This window comes from Nonomuraea sp. NPDC048892, from assembly GCF_040649735.1.
GTDB classification, from domain to species: Bacteria; Actinomycetota; Actinomycetes; order Streptosporangiales; family Streptosporangiaceae; genus Nonomuraea; species Nonomuraea maheshkhaliensis.
Map to the genome: position 1 here is coordinate 12769 of NZ_JBEZFZ010000045.1, position 17410 is coordinate 30178.

Below are 17410 nucleotides of genomic sequence, written 5' to 3' on the forward strand. Positions count from 1 at the left end.
GTCGGCGGCCAGTGATCGGAGCGTCGTCGAGCTCACTCATCTCAGCCTGCGATGGACCCGACCGAGAGCTGGCCGGTGGCGGCCTTGACGAGTTCGGCTCTTTCGGTGGCGAGGTCGATGATGGCCAGGTCCGCGGTCCAGTCGAGGCCGACCACGAGCCGGGTTCCGCTGAACGTGATCCCCCCCTCGATCGCATACCTGAGGTGGTCGCCGGAGATACGACGGTCCTTGGCCGGGTCCTTGGGGGACAGCAAGAGCAGGGCCGGGTCGTTGTCGTCGTTCCACAGGGCGGCGACCTGTCCGTCGCCTGAGGCGCTCAGGGCGCCCGCCCATGACGGGCCCGGGGCCGCGACTGTGCGGGTGAGGTTGAGGTCGAGGTCGTAGAACTGGAGCAGGCCGCAATCTGCCGAGAGGGCGGCCGGTCCGGCATGAGGGACGTATGCCAGGTTCTCGCCGAAGCTGCCGCAGGGCTTGCCGTTCTTGTCCGTGGGCGGCGGAAGCCGTACTCCGGTGAGGTTTGCGGCTGTCACGTCGTGGAGGACGGTGACCGCGCCGGGAGGCTCGTCCAGGCCGTCGCTGTCCTGGCGGCCGGGTCCGTCCTGATGTTCGTTGGGGGCGCCGGCCATGAGGCCCACGCCGCCTCGTGCCAGGGGGCCGAGGGCCAGGTGCTCGCCGAAGTGATCGTCGGGTTCCGAGGTACCGGGCACGCCGCGGGTCTCCTGCGTGATTCGCCGGCTGATCGAGCCCTTCTCGGCGAGGTAGACGGCTCCGCCGGGTCGCTCGTTCGGTGCGCCGATCGCGATCAGGTCGCCGTGGGCGGCGACGGACTCGCCGAAGTTCGCGTCTTCTTCCGGTCTGAGGGAGACGAGCCTTCTGGGTGGGGCGGCGGCTCCGCCGTACAGGATGTAGACAGCGCCGGATCCGGTCTTCCCCGCGACCGTGCCGCCCGGGGCGCCAACGATGACGTCGATGCAGTCGTCGTCGTTGACTTTGGCCATGGTCACCGACCGGCCGAAGTCAACGGCCCTGTTCCCGGGAGGTTCGGGGATGGTGATGACCTTGTCCGCGGACAGGACGTGTACCCGGCCGACGCGGCCTGTATAGCCGATGGCGATGTCGTCATGCCCGTCGCCATCGAAGTCGCGCGCGCTCGCTTTGGCACAGTCGGTTTTCGCGGGCTGGGTGACGGCGACCGCCGGTTGGGAGGCGGTCGCCGCGGTCTGGGTGGCCGGGGCCGCGCTGGGTGCGGGCATGGACGACGGCGCCGAGCAGGCCGTCAAGGCGCAGATCAGCATTGCGGCGGTGGCTTCAGCCCGCAATCGGATCACCCCAGTTATAGGCGGTCGGCGCTTTGATCAACTCGGTTCTGCCGGTGGATGGATCGACGACGGCCACGTTGCCGAATGGCCCACCGATCGAGCCGAGCACGATCCGATCACCGCTGAAAGTCACTCCGAAGCTCCCTTCCCACTGGTCGCTGGGCAGCAGCCTGTCATCGGTGGAGAGGACCTGCAGCGTGGGGAGCCCGCCGGGGTTGGTCCACAGGGCGGCGACCTGCCCGCGCTCGGATGCGGCCAGCGTGGCACCCGAGCCCACGTTGGCTCCCCGCGGTCGCAGCACCGTGCGCGTCGGCTGGAGATCGAGGCCGTAAAACTGGATGCGGTCACAGTCTCTGCCCGCGACGGCCAGTCCGGCTCCCCGGACGTACGCGAGGCTTGATCCGAAGCCGACGCACAGCAAACCACCGCTCACCGCTGTGGGGTGCTTCAGCCGGGTCGCTGCCGGCTTCGCCGCCATGACGTCGTGGATCACGGTTACCGCGCCCGCTTCGTCGTTCAGATCCCTCTCCTGCCGCCCGGGACCGTCATCGATCTCCCCCGGTGCGGCGACGATGAGCCCCACCTTGCCCGATGCCAGCGGTCCCAGTGCCACTCGTTCGCCGAAAGAGTCATGGCCTTCGCCGTTGCCCGGGATGCCCTCACTGTCCTGGCTGATCGATCGGATCAGCGTGCCGTTCCTGGCCAGATACACCCCTCCGCCCTTCGCCGCGCCCGGGCTGCCGATGGCGAGCAGATCGCCGTGGGCGGCCAGCGACCAGCCGAATCGGTCACCCTCATGCGGCTTGGTGGCGATGAGTCGCTGCGGGGGTGCGAAGGCTCCGCCGTAATAGACGAAGACGGCACCCGCGCTCTTCTTGCCATCGACATCCGTGCCCGGCGCGCCCACCACTACATCGATGCAGCGATCGCCGTTGACGTGGGCAAGGGTCAGCGCCCAACCGAAGATGCCGTTCTCCCGGTGGGGAACGGGCACGGGCAGCGGAACGAGCTTGCCCGCCGTCAGGAAGTGGACGGTGCCCCTGCCTTCCCGGTGGCTGACCGCGACGTCGTCGCGGCCGTCGCCGTCGAAGTCACGCGCGCTTGCCCGGCTGCAGTCGTCTGCGGCGGGTTGGGCCTGCGGTGATGATGGTGGAGGGGTGCTGCAGGCAGTGACCACAAGCAGGACCACAAGCAGGACCGCAAGCAGGACGGCAAGCGGGACGGTGGTCAGCAAACGGGTGAACAGCGGGCGCTCCCTCGTCATCCGGGCGATCTTCCGGCAACTCCGAGAGTTCGGCAAACTGACCGGGTCAACTGCCAGCGCATCAGCCGGCAGGGGCGGTGGTGGCGCGCAACGATATCGGTGGCGACAGCAGCACGTGGCGTGCGGCCTCGGCCGGAGCGGAGATGTGCTCGGCGAGCAGGTCGACGGCCCGGTCCGCCATTTCGGCGACCGGCACGTCGGCGGCGGTGAGCGGCGGGTGAAACTCCTCCGCCCAGTGCCGTCCGACCACGCCCGTGACGGAGAATCGGCTGGGTACCGCCCGGCCGAGACGGCGCAGTGCGCGTTCCACTCCGGGAAGGGCCGCCTCGTTCACAGTGACGAGGCCGGTGAGGTCCGGGCGGGCGGTGAGGAGGTCCTGCATGCAGGTCTCGCCGGCCATCGCCTCGTCCGCACAGCACACCGCGGTCGCGGCCAATCCGCGAGCCGCCGCCGCAGCGGTGAAGCCGTCCAGGGCCCGCCGGGCGGGGCCGTAGCCGAGGTTCAGGAATTCCTCGGGCCGGTTGACCAGCGCGATCGTCCGGTGGCCGAGGTCGGCCAGGTGATGCACGCAGTTCGCGACCAACCCTTCGTAGTCCAGGTCCACCCAGGAAGAGATCCCTGCGTCGGCGGTGTGCCCGATCGCCACGAACGGCATCGCGGACTCGCGCAACCTGGCCGCCCGGGCATCGTGCAGCCGGACCTCCATCAGGATCACGCCGTCCACGCGGCGGCCGGTGACGATCCGCTCGAACGAGCGGTCGTGCTCGCCACCGCTGGGCGACAGGAGCACGTCCAGTTCGTGACGGCCGGCGGCCGTCACGACGCTCGCGACGAAGCCGAGCTGAATGGGTGTCAACTGGCTGCCGGCGGGCGGGATCACCAGGGCGATGGTGCGGGTGCGTCCTTCGGCCAGTGCTCGGGCGCTGGCGTTGGGCCGGTAGCCGGCCTCCTCGATGACGCGCAGGATGCGCCGGCGCGTCAGGTCGGACACGGCTCGTTTGCCGCTGAGGGCGTAGGAGACGGTGCTGCGTGAGACGCCGGCTCGTCTGGCGATTTCCCCGATGTTCAATCCCGTTCCCCGCTACCAGCATCGAACCGATTCGATGCCAGGTTAGGCGGGGGCGGACGAACCTGTCAACGTGGTGGTCATGTGCTGCTCCGCCGCTCGTGGGCGGCGGCGAGAATGAGGTAGGCGCTGGCCGTCCAGGTGTAGGCGCGGTCCCGCAGGCCCTCGCCGGTGCGGGCGTCGAAGTTCTCGGCGAACCCGGACTTCTCGCACAAGGTCCGGAAGCGGGCGCTGACCTCGTCGGCCAGGGCGGTGTGCCCGGCGCGGCGCAGCCCGTCCTCGATGAGAATCGTGGACGGGGCCCAGATGGGGCCGCGCCAGTAGCCGTCGTCCTGGTAGTGCTCGGAGGCGGGCAGTTCGGTGGCGGGCCCGAAGGCGGTCAGGTGCTGCTCGATCCGGGCGGCCAGGGCCGCGCGGACCGGGGCCGGCAACTCCTGTCCCAGCACGATCGGCATGAGGTCGAGCAGGCTGGAGCTGGACCAGGTGCGTTGCGAGTGAGCGCTGCGGGTGAGGAAGCGCTCGCCGTCCCATAGCTCGGCGAGAAGGGCGTCGCGTATCCGGTCGGCCCGCTCGGTCCATCGGGCGCTGTCGTTCGGATCCGGCGCCAGGCGGGCCAGCTCGCGCAGTTGCAGGACGAGGAAGGAGGCCAGGTCCGCGGTCTCGACGACGCGTTCGGGGTCGAAGGTGGTGGCGTTGTCCCAGCCGCTGTCGTTGCCGTGCTGGTAGTGCGGCAACTCGTGGCCGGGGGTGCGGCGGGCGTCGAGCCAGAAGGTGGTCCAGCGTTCCAGCGACCGGTAGATCTCGGCCGGATCGGAGGGGGGCGGCAGCTGACGCAGGGCCCAGCCGTGAATGGGAGGCTTGACGAAGTTGTAGAGGATCTCGGAGTGGGTGACGGAGTCGGGCAGCGCGCCGGCGTCGTCCTGGTGGTCGAACGGCAACCGGAACTGGTCCCAGGCCAGGCCGGGCAGGCCCTGGCCCAGGGCGATGGCGTTGAAGCAGTGGTCCCAGCTCCACACTTTGTCCATCCAGTGCTTGGACATGAGTACGGCCGGGCGGGTGATGAATCCGGCGGGGCGGACGGTCGCGGACCACAGCACGTAACAGGCCAGTTCGGCGGCGGGGGTGCGGTCACTGCGCCAGGGTGCGATCGCCGCGGTGAAGGCGTCGAACTCGGCCCGCGCCGTCTTGGCCAGTTGCTCGAAGCCGTCCGTGCTCGTGTAGGGGGCGCGGGCGGTCTCGTACTCCTCGACGGCGATCTCCCACCTCTCATCGGCAGGCAGGGCGACGCCGCGCTCGGCGGTGCCGAGCGCCTGCCCGCCGACGTGCTCGGCCCGTCCGGTGATCAGGGTGATCCGGTAGCGCCGTCCGGTCTGGTAGACGGTGAAGACGTACGATCCGTTCACGGGATCCTGGTAGAAGTACGGGCCGCTGAACGGCGTCAGCACGGGGTCGGCCGCGACCAGGCGGAGCCCGAGACCGTGACCTCTGAGGCGTACCGTGTCGGGGCCTTGGTAGACGAGGTCGATGCGGCCGCCGTTGTGGCTCCAGGTGAGCTGATGCGGGGTGGCGGTGATGGCGGCCTCGGCGCTGGGGATCAGCCGCAGGATCGGGTGCATGCCGCTCTGGTGGGAGACCAGGTGCACGTCGCGGGCGTAGGTCTTCTCCGCCACTACGGGCGAGAAGCCGAACCAGGATCCGCGGTAGCTGAACGGGATCTCCCGCAGAGAGAAAACCGGGCCCGAAGCGGCGTCGGTCATGAAGTGAAGGTCCCTTCTCAGTCTTTGACGGCGCCGGCGGTCACACCGGCGGCGACGTAGCGCTGGGCGATGATGAGCAGGATGGTGGCCGGGATGGAGGCGACCACGGCGGTGGCCATGATGGCGTTCCACTCCTGGTTGTTGTTGCCGATGTAGTGGTAGATGCCGAGGGTGATCGGCTGGTGCTCGCCGCCCTGGTCGAGGGTGGAGGCGAAGATGAAGTCCGACCACGCCCACAGGAACGCGAACAGCGACACGGTGATGAGCGAGTTGCGGGAGACGGGCAGCACGATGGACCAGAACGTGCGCACCACGCCGGCGCCGTCGGTGCGGGCGGCCTGCAGCAGCTCTTCGGGGATGCCGGACATGAACGTGGTCAGGATCAGCACGGCGAACGGCACGGCCAGGGTGGAGTCGGCCACGATCAGGCCCGGGACCGTGTTGAGCGCGCCGGTCGACAAGAAGATGGCGTAGAAGCCCATCGCCATGATGATCCCGGGGATCATCTGCGCGATCAGTAGCACGAAGCTCAGAGTCCCGCCGCCACGTGGGCGCAGCTTGGCCAGCGAGTACGCGGCCGGCGCGGCGAGCAGCAGCGTCAGCGCCACGGTGCCCAGTCCGACGACGAGGCTGACTCCCAGGTAGGGCAGCTGCTGGTCCAGGACCGCCCGGTAGCCGTCGAGGGTGCCGTCGATCGGGAACCAGTGGGGCGGGCTCTTGCGCATGTCGGTGTCGCGGGTGAACGACACGTTGATCATCCAGTAGACCGGGAAGAGCATGACGGCGGTCAGCACGAGCCCGATCGCGGTCTTGAGTTGCCTCATGCCAGGGCCTGCCTTCGCTGGGTGCGGATGTAGATCAACCCGAAGGCGAGCGCCGTCACGATGAGCAGGTTGCCGACCGCGGCACCGGGCCCGAAAGCGGGCACGAGGTTGCCGAAGCCGAGCCGGTAGGACCAGGTGGCGAACGTGGTGGAGGCTCCGCTCGGGCCGCCCCTAGTCATGATCCAGATGATGTCGAACACCTTGAGCGTGTAGACCAGGCCGAGCAGCAGCGTGATCGCCGACACCGGCCGCAGCAGCGGGAACGTCACCTTCCAGAACCGCTGCCGGCCGTTGGCGCCGTCCAGCGCGGCCGCCTCGTAGATGGCCGCCGGGATCGCCTGCAGGCCGCTGTACAGGACGACCAGGTTGAACGGGATGCCGATCCAGATGTTGGCGATGATGACCGACCACAGCGACCAGTCCGGCGAGGTCAGCCAGTTGACCGGCCCGATCCCGAGCCAGGCCAGAACGGCGTTGACCACGCCGGAGTCGCTGTTGAGCATCCATGACCAGGTTGAGGCCGACACGATCAGCGGCAGCAGCCACGGCACCAGGAACAGGCCCCTGAGCGTGGCCGACAGGCGGAAGTTCTTGGTGAAGAACAGCGCCAGCGCCAGCCCGATGGCGAACTGGAAGGCCAGCGACACCAGCGTGAACACCACGGTGTGCCATAGCGCCGGCCAGAAGGTGGCGTCGGCGAACACCTTGGCGTAGTTGTCGAAGCCGGCGAACGGCGCGTCCCCTTGGACGAACGAGCGGACCGTGTAGTTGCGCAGGCTCAGCTCGACGTTGCGATAGAGCGGGTAGGCGTAGAAGATCAGCAGGTACAGCACGACCGGGGCGAGGAAGGCCCAGGCCGCCCACTGCCCGGATCGCGCGCGTGCCGCCCGCCGACCCCGTGCCGTCGCCGGTACGGAGCCGCCGGCGGCAGGACGCGCCTGCGTCTGTGTGACTCGGTTCATGCCGCTACTGGATCGCGCTCGCCGCCGACGACTGCGCCGCCGCCATCGCCTCCTGCGGAGACTTGGATCCGCTGAGTGCCGCCTGCACCGCGCCCCACATCGGCTCGGAGATCTTCGGGTACTTGGTGCCCAGGTCGTCGCTGGTGCGGCCCTTGGCCGCCTTGACCGCGTCCACCCACACCTGCAGGTCCGCGCTGGCCGCCACCTGCTTGGCCTGCACCTCCTCTGTGGGGGCGACGTAGGACAGGGTGGTCGTGGTGGTGAGCGAGTTGCGGGCGCTGGTCAGGCAGGTCACCAGCTTCTGCGAGGTGGTGTAGCGGGCGGTGTCGGACTGCACCGGCACACTGACGAACTCGCCGCCGGTCGGCGCGGGCGCGGTGCCGCCGCCCTTGCCGGGGATGGGGATGATGCCGTAGCCGAAGCCGGCCTTCTCGGCGTTGGCGAGCTGCCAGGTGCCGTTCTCGGCGAAGGCGTAGTCGCCGCCGGCGAACTCCTGCCAGCTGGTGGTCTGGGTGTTGTTGATGACCGAGTTGGGGGCGTAGCCCTTCTTCAGCCACTCCGTCCACAGCTGCACCGCTGAGACGCCCTCGGGCGAGTCGAGCTTGGTCAGGTTCGCGCCCGAGCCCCAGAACCAGGGCAGGAACTGGAAGCTGCCCTCCTCGGTGCCGATCGCCGAGAACGTGATGCCCTTCTTGCCCTTCGCCTTCACCTTCTCCAGCGCGGCGGTCAGCGAGGCCCAGTCCTTGACCGAGGCGATGTCCACGCCCGCGCTCTTCAGCACGTCCTTGTTGTAGTACAGGGCCAGGGTGTTGGCGCCGATCGGGACACCGTAGGTCTTGCCGCCGCTCTGTCCGGCGGCCAGCAGGTTCGGTGCGATCGCCGACACGTCGAGCTTGTTCTCCTCGGTCGTGGTCAGCACCCCGGCCTCGGCCAGCGTCGAGACGACCGGGTTGTCCACGATCAGCACGTCGGGCGAGTTGCCCTGCTGGGCGGCGAGCAGCGCCTTGTTGGTCAGATCGCTGGTGTCGTAGCCGGTGCGCTGCACTGTCACGCCCGCGTCGGTGCCGCATGCGTCCAGCAGCTTCACCCAGTCGGAGGTTTTGTCGTACTGGGGATACGGGTCCCAGATCGCATAGGTCCCGCCACCGGCGGCCTGGCTCGCGGTCGCCGAGCCGCCGTTGTCACCACCGGACGATGACGAGCAGGCGGCCAGCCCGCTGACGACGGCCAGGACCGTCAGACTCGCGCCGGCCGCACGCCGGCTCCTTGCCACTGATCTCATTGAGCTGACCTCCGGTAACACACGTGGCACGGCTGTTCCCGAGCCGAGTCGAACCGATTCGCCGAATCGGTTCGACCGAACATAGGCCCGTCTCAGCGGGAGAGTCAATGGGATGCGGCCATGGTTTGCCGAGATGTTGTGGGAGATGTGCGGCAGGCGACACCTCTCCTTCACATGGGCCTGCGGATGCTCGATGAACCGGTTCGACCTACGATGGTCGCCACGGCGGAACGAAAGGGCTCGGGTGAACATCGGAGAGATCGCCAAGCGGGCGGGCGTGTCACGCAGCACCGTCTCCTACGCGCTGACCGGCAAACGCCCGGTATCGGAGGAGACCAAGCGCCGCATCCAGACGGTCATCGACGAACTGGGCTACCGTCCCAACGCCTCCGCCCGGGCGCTGAAAGAGGGCCGCACCCGCACCATCGGCCTGGTCATTCCACCCGCCGGCCAGCGGCTGACCGACATGCAGCTCGGCTTCGTGGCCAGCGTGGTCGACGCCGCCGCGCGCGCCGATCTCGACGTCCTGCTCTCCCCCTCGGGCGGCGAACACGACCGCTCCTTCGAGCGCGTCGTCACGGGCCGGCGCGTCGACGGCGTCGTCCTCATGGAGATCCGGCTGGAGGACGAGCGCGTCACCCGGCTGCAGCACAGCGGGCTGCCGTTCGTCGGCATCGGCCGCACCAGCCGGCCCGAGGACATGTCCTGGGTGGACATCGACTACGAGACCCTCATCGCCAGGTGTGTCCATCACCTGGCCGACCTTGGTCATCGGCACGTGGCGCTGGTCAATCGCAGCGCCGAACTGGTCGCCGCCGGCTATGGGCCGGGTCATCGCGCGCAGGCGGGTTTCGAGCGCGCCGTCGCCGAACGTGGCCTGCACGGAGTTCAGGCATGCTGCGCGGACGACGCCCAGGCCGGGCAGTCCTGCCTGCGGCACCTCCTCGCCGAGCATCCGGAGCTCACCTCCGTGGCCACGATCAACGAGGCGGCGGTGTCCGGCATGTACCGCGCCCTGGCCGAAGCCGGCCTGAACGTGCCTCGCGACTTCTCCATCACCGGCGTTGCCGCACAACACTGGGCCGAGAACCTGCACCCGCCGCTCACCGCCGCCGACGTGCCCGCCGACGAGATGGGCGCCCGTGCCGTCGAGCTGCTCATCCAGCGGATCGCCGACCCCGCGACCGCTCACCGCCACCTGTTGCTCACCCCGCCGATCTCGCTGCGGGCCACGACCGGCCCAGCACGAGCAGGCGGCTGACCGCCGGAACCCCGACAGCGGCTGGATACGGGCCCAGGGCGCAGGCCGGGCTCGAGACTGTGGCGCGCCACGCCGGCACGTTCGAAGAGCCTTCACGGCGCTTTGCCCCGAGTGACGAGCGCATGGCCGCGACATGTCGGCGGCGTTTCCGGCTCTTGACCACTGCGCCCGGAGCCGCTTATGGTCCAGTCGAATCGATTCGACTCCCTCCCGCACTCCCCGAATGGGAAAAGCGCATGGTCAAACCCTTGTCCCGGCGGGCACGGCCGCGCATGCCGCGCGCCATCCTCGCTTCCGCGATCGCCTTGACCACCATCCCGGCAGCCGCCATCCCAGCAGCCGCCTTACCGGCGGCCGCAGCGGCGCAGGCGGCCGCGCCGAACCTGGTCCTGCACTACGACTTCGAAGGAGACCTGTCGGGCGGCACCGTCACCGACCGCTCCCCCTCCGGCTTGGACGGCACGCTGGCCAATCCGGCGGCGGCGACCACCGCTGAGGGCGCCGACGGCACCCAGGCGTTGTCCCTGCCCGGCGGCGCGACCGGCTCCAGCACCGCTCCGTACGTGACGATCCCGAACGGGCTGTTCCGCGGCCGTCAGGCCATGACGATCTCGACCTGGCTGAAGTGGTCGGGCGGCCCCGACTTCCAGTGGGTCTACAACCTCGGCAAGGACGCCGGCACCGCCACCTTCGTCACCCCGTCCTTCGCCGGCGACGCCACCACCCGCTCGTCCATCAAGCCGGTCAACGGCAACGTCGAGGTGGGCGTGCCCGGCGCGCAGAAACTGCCGACCGGCCAGTGGGCCAACCTGGTCACCACGATCGACGGCAAGACCCTCACCTACTACGTCAACGGCGCCGCCATCGGCAGCACCACGGCCGAGATCGACCTGGCCGCGGTCATGCACGCCGACGGCAACACCACCTCCGGCTTCCTCGGCAAGCCGTTCTGGGGCGGGCACCCGTTCCTGGACGGCGAACTGGACGACTTCCGCGTCTACGACGCCGCCATGAACGCCGAGCAGGTCGCCGGCCTGGCCGGCGACCACCTGGCCACGATCACGAAGATCGACCAGACCTCCTTCGACGTCACCACCTACACCGAGGTCGCGCCGGAACTGCCAAAGAGCGCCAACGCGGAGTTCACCGACGGCATCCGCCGCGGCGTCCCCATCACCTGGCAGGCCGTCGACCCCGCTCAATACGCCAACCCCGGCCAGTTCACCATCCAGGGCACCGCGCACGGCACCGCCGTCGAGGCCACCGTAAAGGTGATCGACAACAACCTCACCATCGACCTCACCACCACCACCGGCGCCTTCCACGGCGGCGCGTCCGGCACTCTGTACGGCGTCTACGGCGAGGGCGTCCCCACCAGCAACCTGCTCGAAGGCATGAACCTGCGCACGGTCTCGACCAAGGCGCAAGACGGGCCGCAGCACCCGGGCGCCGACGCCCTGGAGGTGGTCAAGCCGCTGGCAGACAGCACCAACGGCGACGTGTACATCTACATGACCGACATCTACCGCGGTTTCCCCTACCAGTGGCCGGGCAGCACGCCCGAGGAACGGCTGAACGACTTCAAGGCCAAGATCGCCAAACAGGTCGACCAGGTCCTCAAGCTCGACCCGAAATACCAGGACAACATCGTCTTCGTGCCGTTCAACGAGCCCGAGGGCAACATGTTCGGCGACGGGCAGTGGAGCTACAACGGCGTCAACTGGCTCAGCGACGCGCAGCACTACTTCAAGGCCTGGGACGAGGTCAACGCCCTGATCAAGGGCAAGATGCCGAAGGCCAGGATCGCCGGCCCCAACTCCAGCGCCCTGTACGGCAAGGTGCAGGACTTCCTGCGGCACACCCACGACGCGGGCACCCTGCCAGAGGTCGTCACCTGGCACGAGTTGAGCGATCCCGCCAGCATCCGCACCAACGTCGCCAGGTACCGCGAATGGGAGCGCGCCATCCTCGGCGGCAAACAGTTGCCGATCAACCTCAACGAGTACGCGCACAACTACCACACCTCGGTGCCCGGCCAGATGATCCAGTGGGCCTCGGCCATCGAGGAGTCGAAGGTCGACGCCGACATCGCGTACTGGAACATCGACGGCAACCTGTCCGACTCCGCCGTCCAGGCCAACCGGGGCAACGGTCAGTGGTGGCTGCTCAACGCCTACGGCCAGATGACCGGCGACACCGTCAAGGTCACTCCTCCGCGGCCCGGCGTGAGCTACACTCTGCAAGGCGTCGCCACGCTGGACAAGCCCAAGGCGCAGGCGCGAGCCCTGTTCGGCGGCACATCCGGCAAGGCCGGCATCCGCTTCGACAACGTGGACGCCAAGCTGTTCGGACCCACCGTGCACGCGCTGATCCAGGAGATTCCGTGGACCGGCCAGATCGGCGACTCCCCCCAGCCCGACGTCGTCGCCGAACTCGACCTGCGGGTGAAGAACGGCTCGCTCACCTTCGGCTTCGGCCAGGCGCTGCCCCGGCTCAAGGAGTCCTCCGCCTATCAGATCATCCTCACGCCGGGCCGGAACGCGACCTCGTCGGCCGCGCCGTCCAAGCTCTGGCAGGCGGCATATGAAGCCGAGGACGCGGCGCACACCGGAGGCCCCTGGCGGCGTGAAGGGCCGCAGGGCTCGCCGTCCAACGTCGGTCAGTACTACACCTCCGGCGGCCACAATGTCGGCGGCTTCCACACTGGCTCCGACCTGGCCCTCGACTTCAAGGTCTCGGTCCCGGAGAACGGCACTTACGACCTGTCGGTCTTCGCCAACTCCCTCAACACCGCCGACGCCGTCAAGGAGCAAGGCCCCACCAACGTCTTCCTCCGCGTGGACGGCAAGGCCGAGCAGGAGCTCCGCCTTCCCCTCAGCTACCGCTGGCTGGCGTGGGACCACACCGATGCCCAGGTCCGGCTGACCAAGGGCGAGCACACCCTCACCCTGGCCGCCAAGAGCCTCGACGGCGCCCGCGCCACCAAGGGCGACGCCCTCGTTGACAAGATCGACCTCTCCCTCGCCAACCCCGCCGCGGCCGAGACGATCTACGAGGCCGAATACGCCACCCTCAAGGGCGCGAGCACCGACTACACCCGTAAGAAGGTCTCCGGCCCCGGCCACACGGAGATCGGCAAGAACCAGAGCGCCACCTTCTGGGTCTACTCCCCCGACGACGGCGAATCCACCCTCACCCTCGACACCCTCGGGGGCGGCCGCGCCTGGCTCGACATCAACGGCCACCGCCTCACCGACGTCACCGCCCACACCAAGATCAAGACCGTCCTGTCCGGCGGCGTCAACCAGATCACCGTCACCGGCCAATCCGGCAAGCTTCGCCTGGACCGCCTGTCCGTCACCGACACCGACGGCGCTCTCAAGCCCACCTGGTACGAAGCCGAATCGGCCCGCGTCACCGGCAACGCGAAAATCACCGGCTACCCGCTGGCCGGCGGCGGCAAGGCGGTCACCGACATCGGCGGCGACCCCGGCAACGCCAACACCCTCACCTTCGACGTCACCGCCCCCCAACACGGCACCTACGCGCTGACCGTCCGCTACTCCAACCCCGAGCAATCCCCGGCCTCCCACTACAACCCCGACCCGCTGGCCCGCCACGCCGAGATCTCCATCAACGGCGCCCAGCCTCAGCGTGCCTGGTTCCCGCACTCCTTCCACGCCGGCAACTTCTGGGAGCTGACCATCCCGGTCCAGCTCAAGAGGGGAGCCAACACCATCGCCTTCGCCTCGCACGAACTGCCGAGCTTCGACGGCGACTCCTACATCTCCGACGCCTTCCCCGACATCCTGCTGCGCTCGGCGTATGCCCCCATCGTGGACAAGATCGCGGTAACCCCGATCGCCAAGTGACCTTCACCTACGCGTGACTTGGATTCAGAGAGTCAAGGCGACGCATCGGGCGGGGGATCTGGTGATGCACCACCAGGTCCCCTGCCTGTGCGTCAGCAGCCGGCACTTCGCCACCCACATCGGCCCGCTGGCCGACCGACTCGGCGCGGTGCGACTGAGCGCCGACGACGCCGAGCACGTCACCGCCGCCGTCCACCAGGTCTTCGACGCGGCCGGACTGCCTGCCGGGCTGACCATCGGCCTCCAACGCCACACCCCGTAAGACCAGTGGGCGCACTACACCCTGCTCACCGACCCTGAGTGGGCACTCCTGGCTGGGGGCGCCAATGAGCGCAACACCTTCTACGAGTGCGCGCTTCGGCCCCGCCACGTCGGCCCGCACGTGGCGCACGTTCAGCTGGTGAGCACACCCCATCAGCCCGACCAGAACATATGGATCCGTTGGAACAGCCACATCCGGGAGATGGTCCCGCTGCTCTACTGCACGGCCGAGCACCCAAGCGAAGATCCCGCCGGCATCGATGATCCGCTGATGTGCATGCTCTTCGACGGGCATGCGGGGCAGCACGACTTCTCCTGAGCGCCCGGCATGGACGAGGCCCCTTTCGGCCGCGGGTATCGATAAGGGCCGCTCGATCATGCGTTGGTTGATGCGTTCGTCAGCCAGGTTGATCAGCTTTTGCTGCATGGCGGATGACGGGGCGCGGCTGGTGGTGATGTTGGGCATCTGCCAGTAGGGGGGCCAGGTTGTCGGCCTGGTGCGGCGAGCTCAAGCGCGCCGTCGTGGCCGGGGGCTGGTCCGGGCATCGGGAGATCCTCCTGGGTCGAGACGGTCTGTTTTCACGCACAAGAGAACACCGTGCCCTGGGGGCACGCTCAAGCGAAGGTCCTGTCGGCCCCGCCGGGACTCGCGGCGATCAGACCCGGCCGGGACTCGCGGCGATCAGACCCGGCCGGGACTCGCGGCGATCAGACCCGGCCGGGACTCGCGGCGATCAGACCACGCCGGGACCGGCGGCGGTGCGGCGCGGCGGGTTGCGGCGTGGCTTGATGATCACGTCCGGCACCGGCGGCGCGGGAAGGCGGTGCCCGTGGTAGCCCTCGACGCTTCCGAAGCGGCCGGAAGCGGCCTCCCAATCCCGGCGGGCCCGCAGGATCTCCTCGTGGTCGCGGACGACGAAGTTCCACCACATGACGATCTCCTCCTCGAACGGCGGGCCACCGAGCAGGACGGCGCGGGCCGGGCCGTCCGAGCGGTTCGTCACCGTCAGGGTGCCGGCACCCGGCGCCACGTAGCCGAGCTCCGCCGCGGGGACCGCGGTGCCGTCCAGGCGTACGTCACCGGCATCGACGAGCAGGCCGTGCTCGAATCCGGGGTCGATGGAGAGCGTGACCGTGGCGTACGGCTCGAAGTCGAGCTGCGCGCCCAGCAGGGGTGTGAACGTTCGCACCGGAGAGGTCTCGCCTTCCAGTGAGCCGAGGAAGACCCGCAGCTCGGCCCCGTCCAGCCGCACGGGCTCCGGTACGTAGTGCTGGAAGTCACGCCCGGCCTCCCGGTCCGCGTCGGGCAGGGCCACCCACAACTGGACACCGTGGAGGACTGTGGTGTCCGCGGTGGAGACCTCGGAGTGGGCGATGCCGTGGCCGCCGGTCATGAGATTGAGCTCTCCTGGCCGGATGAGCGAGTGGGTGCCGAGGCTGTCGCGGTGCTCGATGGTGCCGCTGAAGAGCCAGCTCACCGTCTGCAGCCCCGTGTGCGGATGCGGCGGCAAATCCATGCCGCCCGCCGGCACCTCGACCGGTCCGTAGTGATCGGCGAAGCACCAGGCGCCGATCAGCGTCCGGGCCCGCTGGGGAATCGTGCGCCGCACCCGCAGTGCCCGTGGTCCGCCCAGGGGCACGTCGCGGGCCGGGAGCACCTCGACCCCGGTGGCGCTTCCCGCCTGTGCCACTCGCGGATCGCTCACTTGGACCACTCCCCGATCGTGCGGTGCGCGGTTGTCTGGATCAGCAGCCGGAGCTCGGCGGCCTGGACGTTGGCGCCGAAGGCGGCGGTGCCCGGCTCGAGCCGGACGCCCTCGGCGAGGGGTCCGATGGGCAAGGGGTCGAAGCCCAGGTCGTCGACGAGCGCCGCGACCTCGGTGACGTCGGCGTCGCCGTCACCGGCGACCGCGATCGCCTTGCGGCCCGGTGTGCCGGCGGGCCGGCTCTCGTCCTCCAGGTCGTGGTACCCCATGTGGTTGAAGGCCTTGACGACGCGTGCGCTGTCGAGGAAGCGCCGCACCTCCTCGCTGGAGGAGACGCCGGGCACGAGCAACCGCTCGCGGGGCCCGTCGACCTCCCACCAGTGGTTCATGGCGTCGATGACGAGCTTGCCGCGCAGCTCGCCGGTTGGGAGCGCGCGGTACTTGCTGAGCGGGAGCGCGAGGATCACGACGTCGGCGTCCCGTACGGCCTCGACGGCTCGGACGGCGGTGGCGCCGGGCGTCAGGACCTCGATGGTGAGGGCGATCCTGGCGGGATCCCCCGACCCCGCGACGAGTACTCGATATCCGGCGGCGAGAGCGAGGCGGGCCAGGACCGTGCCCACCTTGCCGGCCCCGAGGACGCCGATCGTGCGTACGGCCGTGCGCCCCATCATCGGGCCGCCTCCACCGTGCCGGACACCGTGCTGGGCTGCTCGGCCAGCAGTTCGCGCACCATCGGGATCACCTTGGTGCCGTACAGCTCGACGGCGCGTAGCCGGTCGCCGGCCGCGACGGTGCCGGCGGCGGAGTAGATCAGGTCGAAACGCCCGACGTCGAGGGTGCGGATGGCACGGGCCATCCTGCGCGCGACCGTCTCGGGTGAACCGACGTAGAGGGAACCGTGCTCGACGTCGGCCTCGAATTCCGCACGCCGGAGAGGGGGCCAGCCGCGCAGGGCGCCGATGCGGTCGCGTATCTCCTTGTAGCCGGGCCAGAAGAGTCGCTTGGCCTCCTCGTCGGTCTCGGCGACGAAGCCGGGCGAGTGCATCCCGACCGGGTAGGCGGTGGTCCCCAGCTGTTCCGTGGCGCGCCGGTACAGGTCGATGTACGGGGCGAAGCGGTCGGGCGCGCCGCCGATGATCGCGAGCATGAGCCGGAACCCGTACCGCGCGGTACGGATGACGGACTGGGGCGACCCGCCCACACCGACCCAGGTCGTCAGCCGCCCGGACTCCGTCTTGGGGAACACGTCGGCGTCCTTGAGCGCAGCGCGCGTGGTGCCCTCCCAGGTGACCGGTCCCTCGTCCAGCAACTTGTGGAACAGGTCGATCTTCTCCTCGAAGAGGATCTCGTAGTCAGCCAGGTCGTACCCGAACAGCGGGAACGACTCGGTGAACGACCCGCGGCCCAGGATCACCTCGGCGCGCCCGTTCGAGAGCGCGTCCACCGTGGCGAAACGCTGGAAGACGCGCACCGGGTCGTCGGAGGACAGGACCGTCACCCCCGAGGCGAGGTGGATGCGCTCGGTCCTGGTGGCGATGCCGGCCAGCACCGTCTCGGGAGTGGAGATCGAGTACTCGGGACGGTGGTGCTCACCGAGGCTGACGGCGTCCACGCCGACCTGGTCGGCGAGCACCGCCTCTTCCACGACAGCGCGGATCGCCTGAGCATGGGAGACGACCTTCCCCTGATCGTCGCGAGGCAGGTCGCCGAAGCTGTCTATACCGAACTGGACGGCGGCGCTGTCGGTCATGGGTTCGCTCCTTGGGAGATCCGCGTGCGAGGGGATTGACGTGTCAATCCCCTAACGTATGTAGCTGACGTGTCAATTCCCAG

13 protein-coding genes are annotated in these 17410 nt (G+C 69.2%); 2 read left to right on the forward strand and 11 right to left on the reverse strand.

What is annotated here, in order from left to right; all coding sequences use genetic code 11:
* Positions 1-41: 41 nt before the first annotated feature.
* From AB0C28_RS53660 to AB0C28_RS53690, 7 genes are all read right to left on the reverse strand, one after another.
* Positions 42-1319, reverse strand: coding sequence for a VCBS repeat-containing protein (locus AB0C28_RS53660; protein ID WP_358084911.1), 1278 nt, complete (start codon positions 1317-1319; stop codon positions 42-44).
* Positions 1309-2583, reverse strand: a complete 1275-nt coding sequence (locus AB0C28_RS53665; RefSeq protein WP_358084913.1) for a hypothetical protein — start codon at positions 2581-2583, stop codon at positions 1309-1311. The genes AB0C28_RS53660 and AB0C28_RS53665 overlap by 11 nt, the downstream gene beginning before the upstream one ends.
* A gap of 61 nt (positions 2584-2644) precedes the next feature.
* On the reverse strand, positions 2645-3652 hold the full coding sequence (locus AB0C28_RS53670; protein ID WP_358084915.1) for a LacI family DNA-binding transcriptional regulator: 1008 nt from the start codon (positions 3650-3652) through the stop codon (positions 2645-2647).
* 77 nt (positions 3653-3729) lie between these two features.
* A complete protein-coding gene (locus tag AB0C28_RS53675) occupies positions 3730-5406 on the reverse strand; it encodes a trehalase family glycosidase (protein WP_357849475.1) in 1677 nt (558 codons plus the stop codon).
* A gap of 17 nt (positions 5407-5423) precedes the next feature.
* Positions 5424-6230, reverse strand: a complete 807-nt coding sequence (locus tag AB0C28_RS53680; RefSeq protein ID WP_357849478.1) for a carbohydrate ABC transporter permease — start codon at positions 6228-6230, stop codon at positions 5424-5426.
* On the reverse strand, positions 6227-7192 hold the full coding sequence (locus tag AB0C28_RS53685) for a sugar ABC transporter permease (RefSeq protein ID WP_358084918.1): 966 nt from the start codon (positions 7190-7192) through the stop codon (positions 6227-6229). The genes AB0C28_RS53680 and AB0C28_RS53685 overlap by 4 nt, the downstream gene beginning before the upstream one ends.
* Positions 7193-7196: 4 nt before the next feature.
* A complete protein-coding gene (locus AB0C28_RS53690; RefSeq protein WP_357849483.1) occupies positions 7197-8474 on the reverse strand; it encodes an extracellular solute-binding protein in 1278 nt (425 codons plus the stop codon).
* A 244-nt stretch (positions 8475-8718) separates the two neighbouring features.
* On the opposite strand from AB0C28_RS53690, the gene AB0C28_RS53695 reads away from it, so the two are divergent.
* A complete protein-coding gene (locus AB0C28_RS53695; protein WP_357849486.1) occupies positions 8719-9735 on the forward strand; it encodes a LacI family DNA-binding transcriptional regulator in 1017 nt (338 codons plus the stop codon).
* Between the two features lie 236 nt (positions 9736-9971).
* Positions 9972-13607 carry a LamG-like jellyroll fold domain-containing protein gene (locus AB0C28_RS53700; RefSeq protein WP_358084921.1) on the forward strand — a complete coding sequence of 1212 codons (3636 nt, stop codon included), beginning with the start codon at positions 9972-9974 and terminating at the stop codon, positions 13605-13607.
* A gap of 7 nt (positions 13608-13614) precedes the next feature.
* Here AB0C28_RS53700 and AB0C28_RS53705 read toward each other — a convergent pair whose 3' ends face one another.
* The 4 genes from AB0C28_RS53705 to AB0C28_RS53720 form a co-directional block, all read right to left on the reverse strand.
* A complete protein-coding gene (locus tag AB0C28_RS53705; RefSeq protein WP_358084924.1) occupies positions 13615-14334 on the reverse strand; it encodes a hypothetical protein in 720 nt (239 codons plus the stop codon).
* 268 nt (positions 14335-14602) lie between these two features.
* Positions 14603-15574: a pirin family protein gene (locus AB0C28_RS53710; protein ID WP_358084927.1), complete on the reverse strand. Its 972-nt coding sequence runs from the start codon at positions 15572-15574 to the stop codon at positions 14603-14605.
* A complete protein-coding gene (locus tag AB0C28_RS53715; protein ID WP_358084930.1) occupies positions 15571-16248 on the reverse strand; it encodes an NAD(P)-binding domain-containing protein in 678 nt (225 codons plus the stop codon). The genes AB0C28_RS53710 and AB0C28_RS53715 overlap by 4 nt, the downstream gene beginning before the upstream one ends.
* On the reverse strand, positions 16245-17327 hold the full coding sequence (locus AB0C28_RS53720) for an LLM class flavin-dependent oxidoreductase (protein WP_357849498.1): 1083 nt from the start codon (positions 17325-17327) through the stop codon (positions 16245-16247). Before AB0C28_RS53720 ends, AB0C28_RS53715 begins: the two co-directional genes overlap by 4 nt.
* Positions 17328-17410: the final 83 nt, after the last annotated feature.

Bases quoted from the DNA above. Each gene is read 5' to 3' on its own strand.
- AB0C28_RS53665 (WP_358084913.1), bottom strand. From the start codon at position 2,583: ATGACGAGGGAGCGCCCGCTGTTCACCCGTTTGCTGACCACCGTCCCG.
- AB0C28_RS53675 (WP_357849475.1), bottom strand. From the start codon at position 5,406: ATGACCGACGCCGCTTCGGGCCCGGTTTTCTCTCTGCGGGAGATCCCG.
- AB0C28_RS53680 (WP_357849478.1), bottom strand. From the start codon at position 6,230: ATGAGGCAACTCAAGACCGCGATCGGGCTCGTGCTGACCGCCGTCATG.
- AB0C28_RS53685 (WP_358084918.1), bottom strand. From the start codon at position 7,192: ATGAACCGAGTCACACAGACGCAGGCGCGTCCTGCCGCCGGCGGCTCC.
- AB0C28_RS53690 (WP_357849483.1), bottom strand. From the start codon at position 8,474: ATGAGATCAGTGGCAAGGAGCCGGCGTGCGGCCGGCGCGAGTCTGACG.
- AB0C28_RS53700 (WP_358084921.1), top strand. From the start codon at position 9,972: ATGGTCAAACCCTTGTCCCGGCGGGCACGGCCGCGCATGCCGCGCGCC.
- AB0C28_RS53705 (WP_358084924.1), bottom strand. From the start codon at position 14,334: ATGCCCAACATCACCACCAGCCGCGCCCCGTCATCCGCCATGCAGCAA.
- AB0C28_RS53715 (WP_358084930.1), bottom strand. From the start codon at position 16,248: ATGATGGGGCGCACGGCCGTACGCACGATCGGCGTCCTCGGGGCCGGC.
- AB0C28_RS53720 (WP_357849498.1), bottom strand. From the start codon at position 17,327: ATGACCGACAGCGCCGCCGTCCAGTTCGGTATAGACAGCTTCGGCGAC.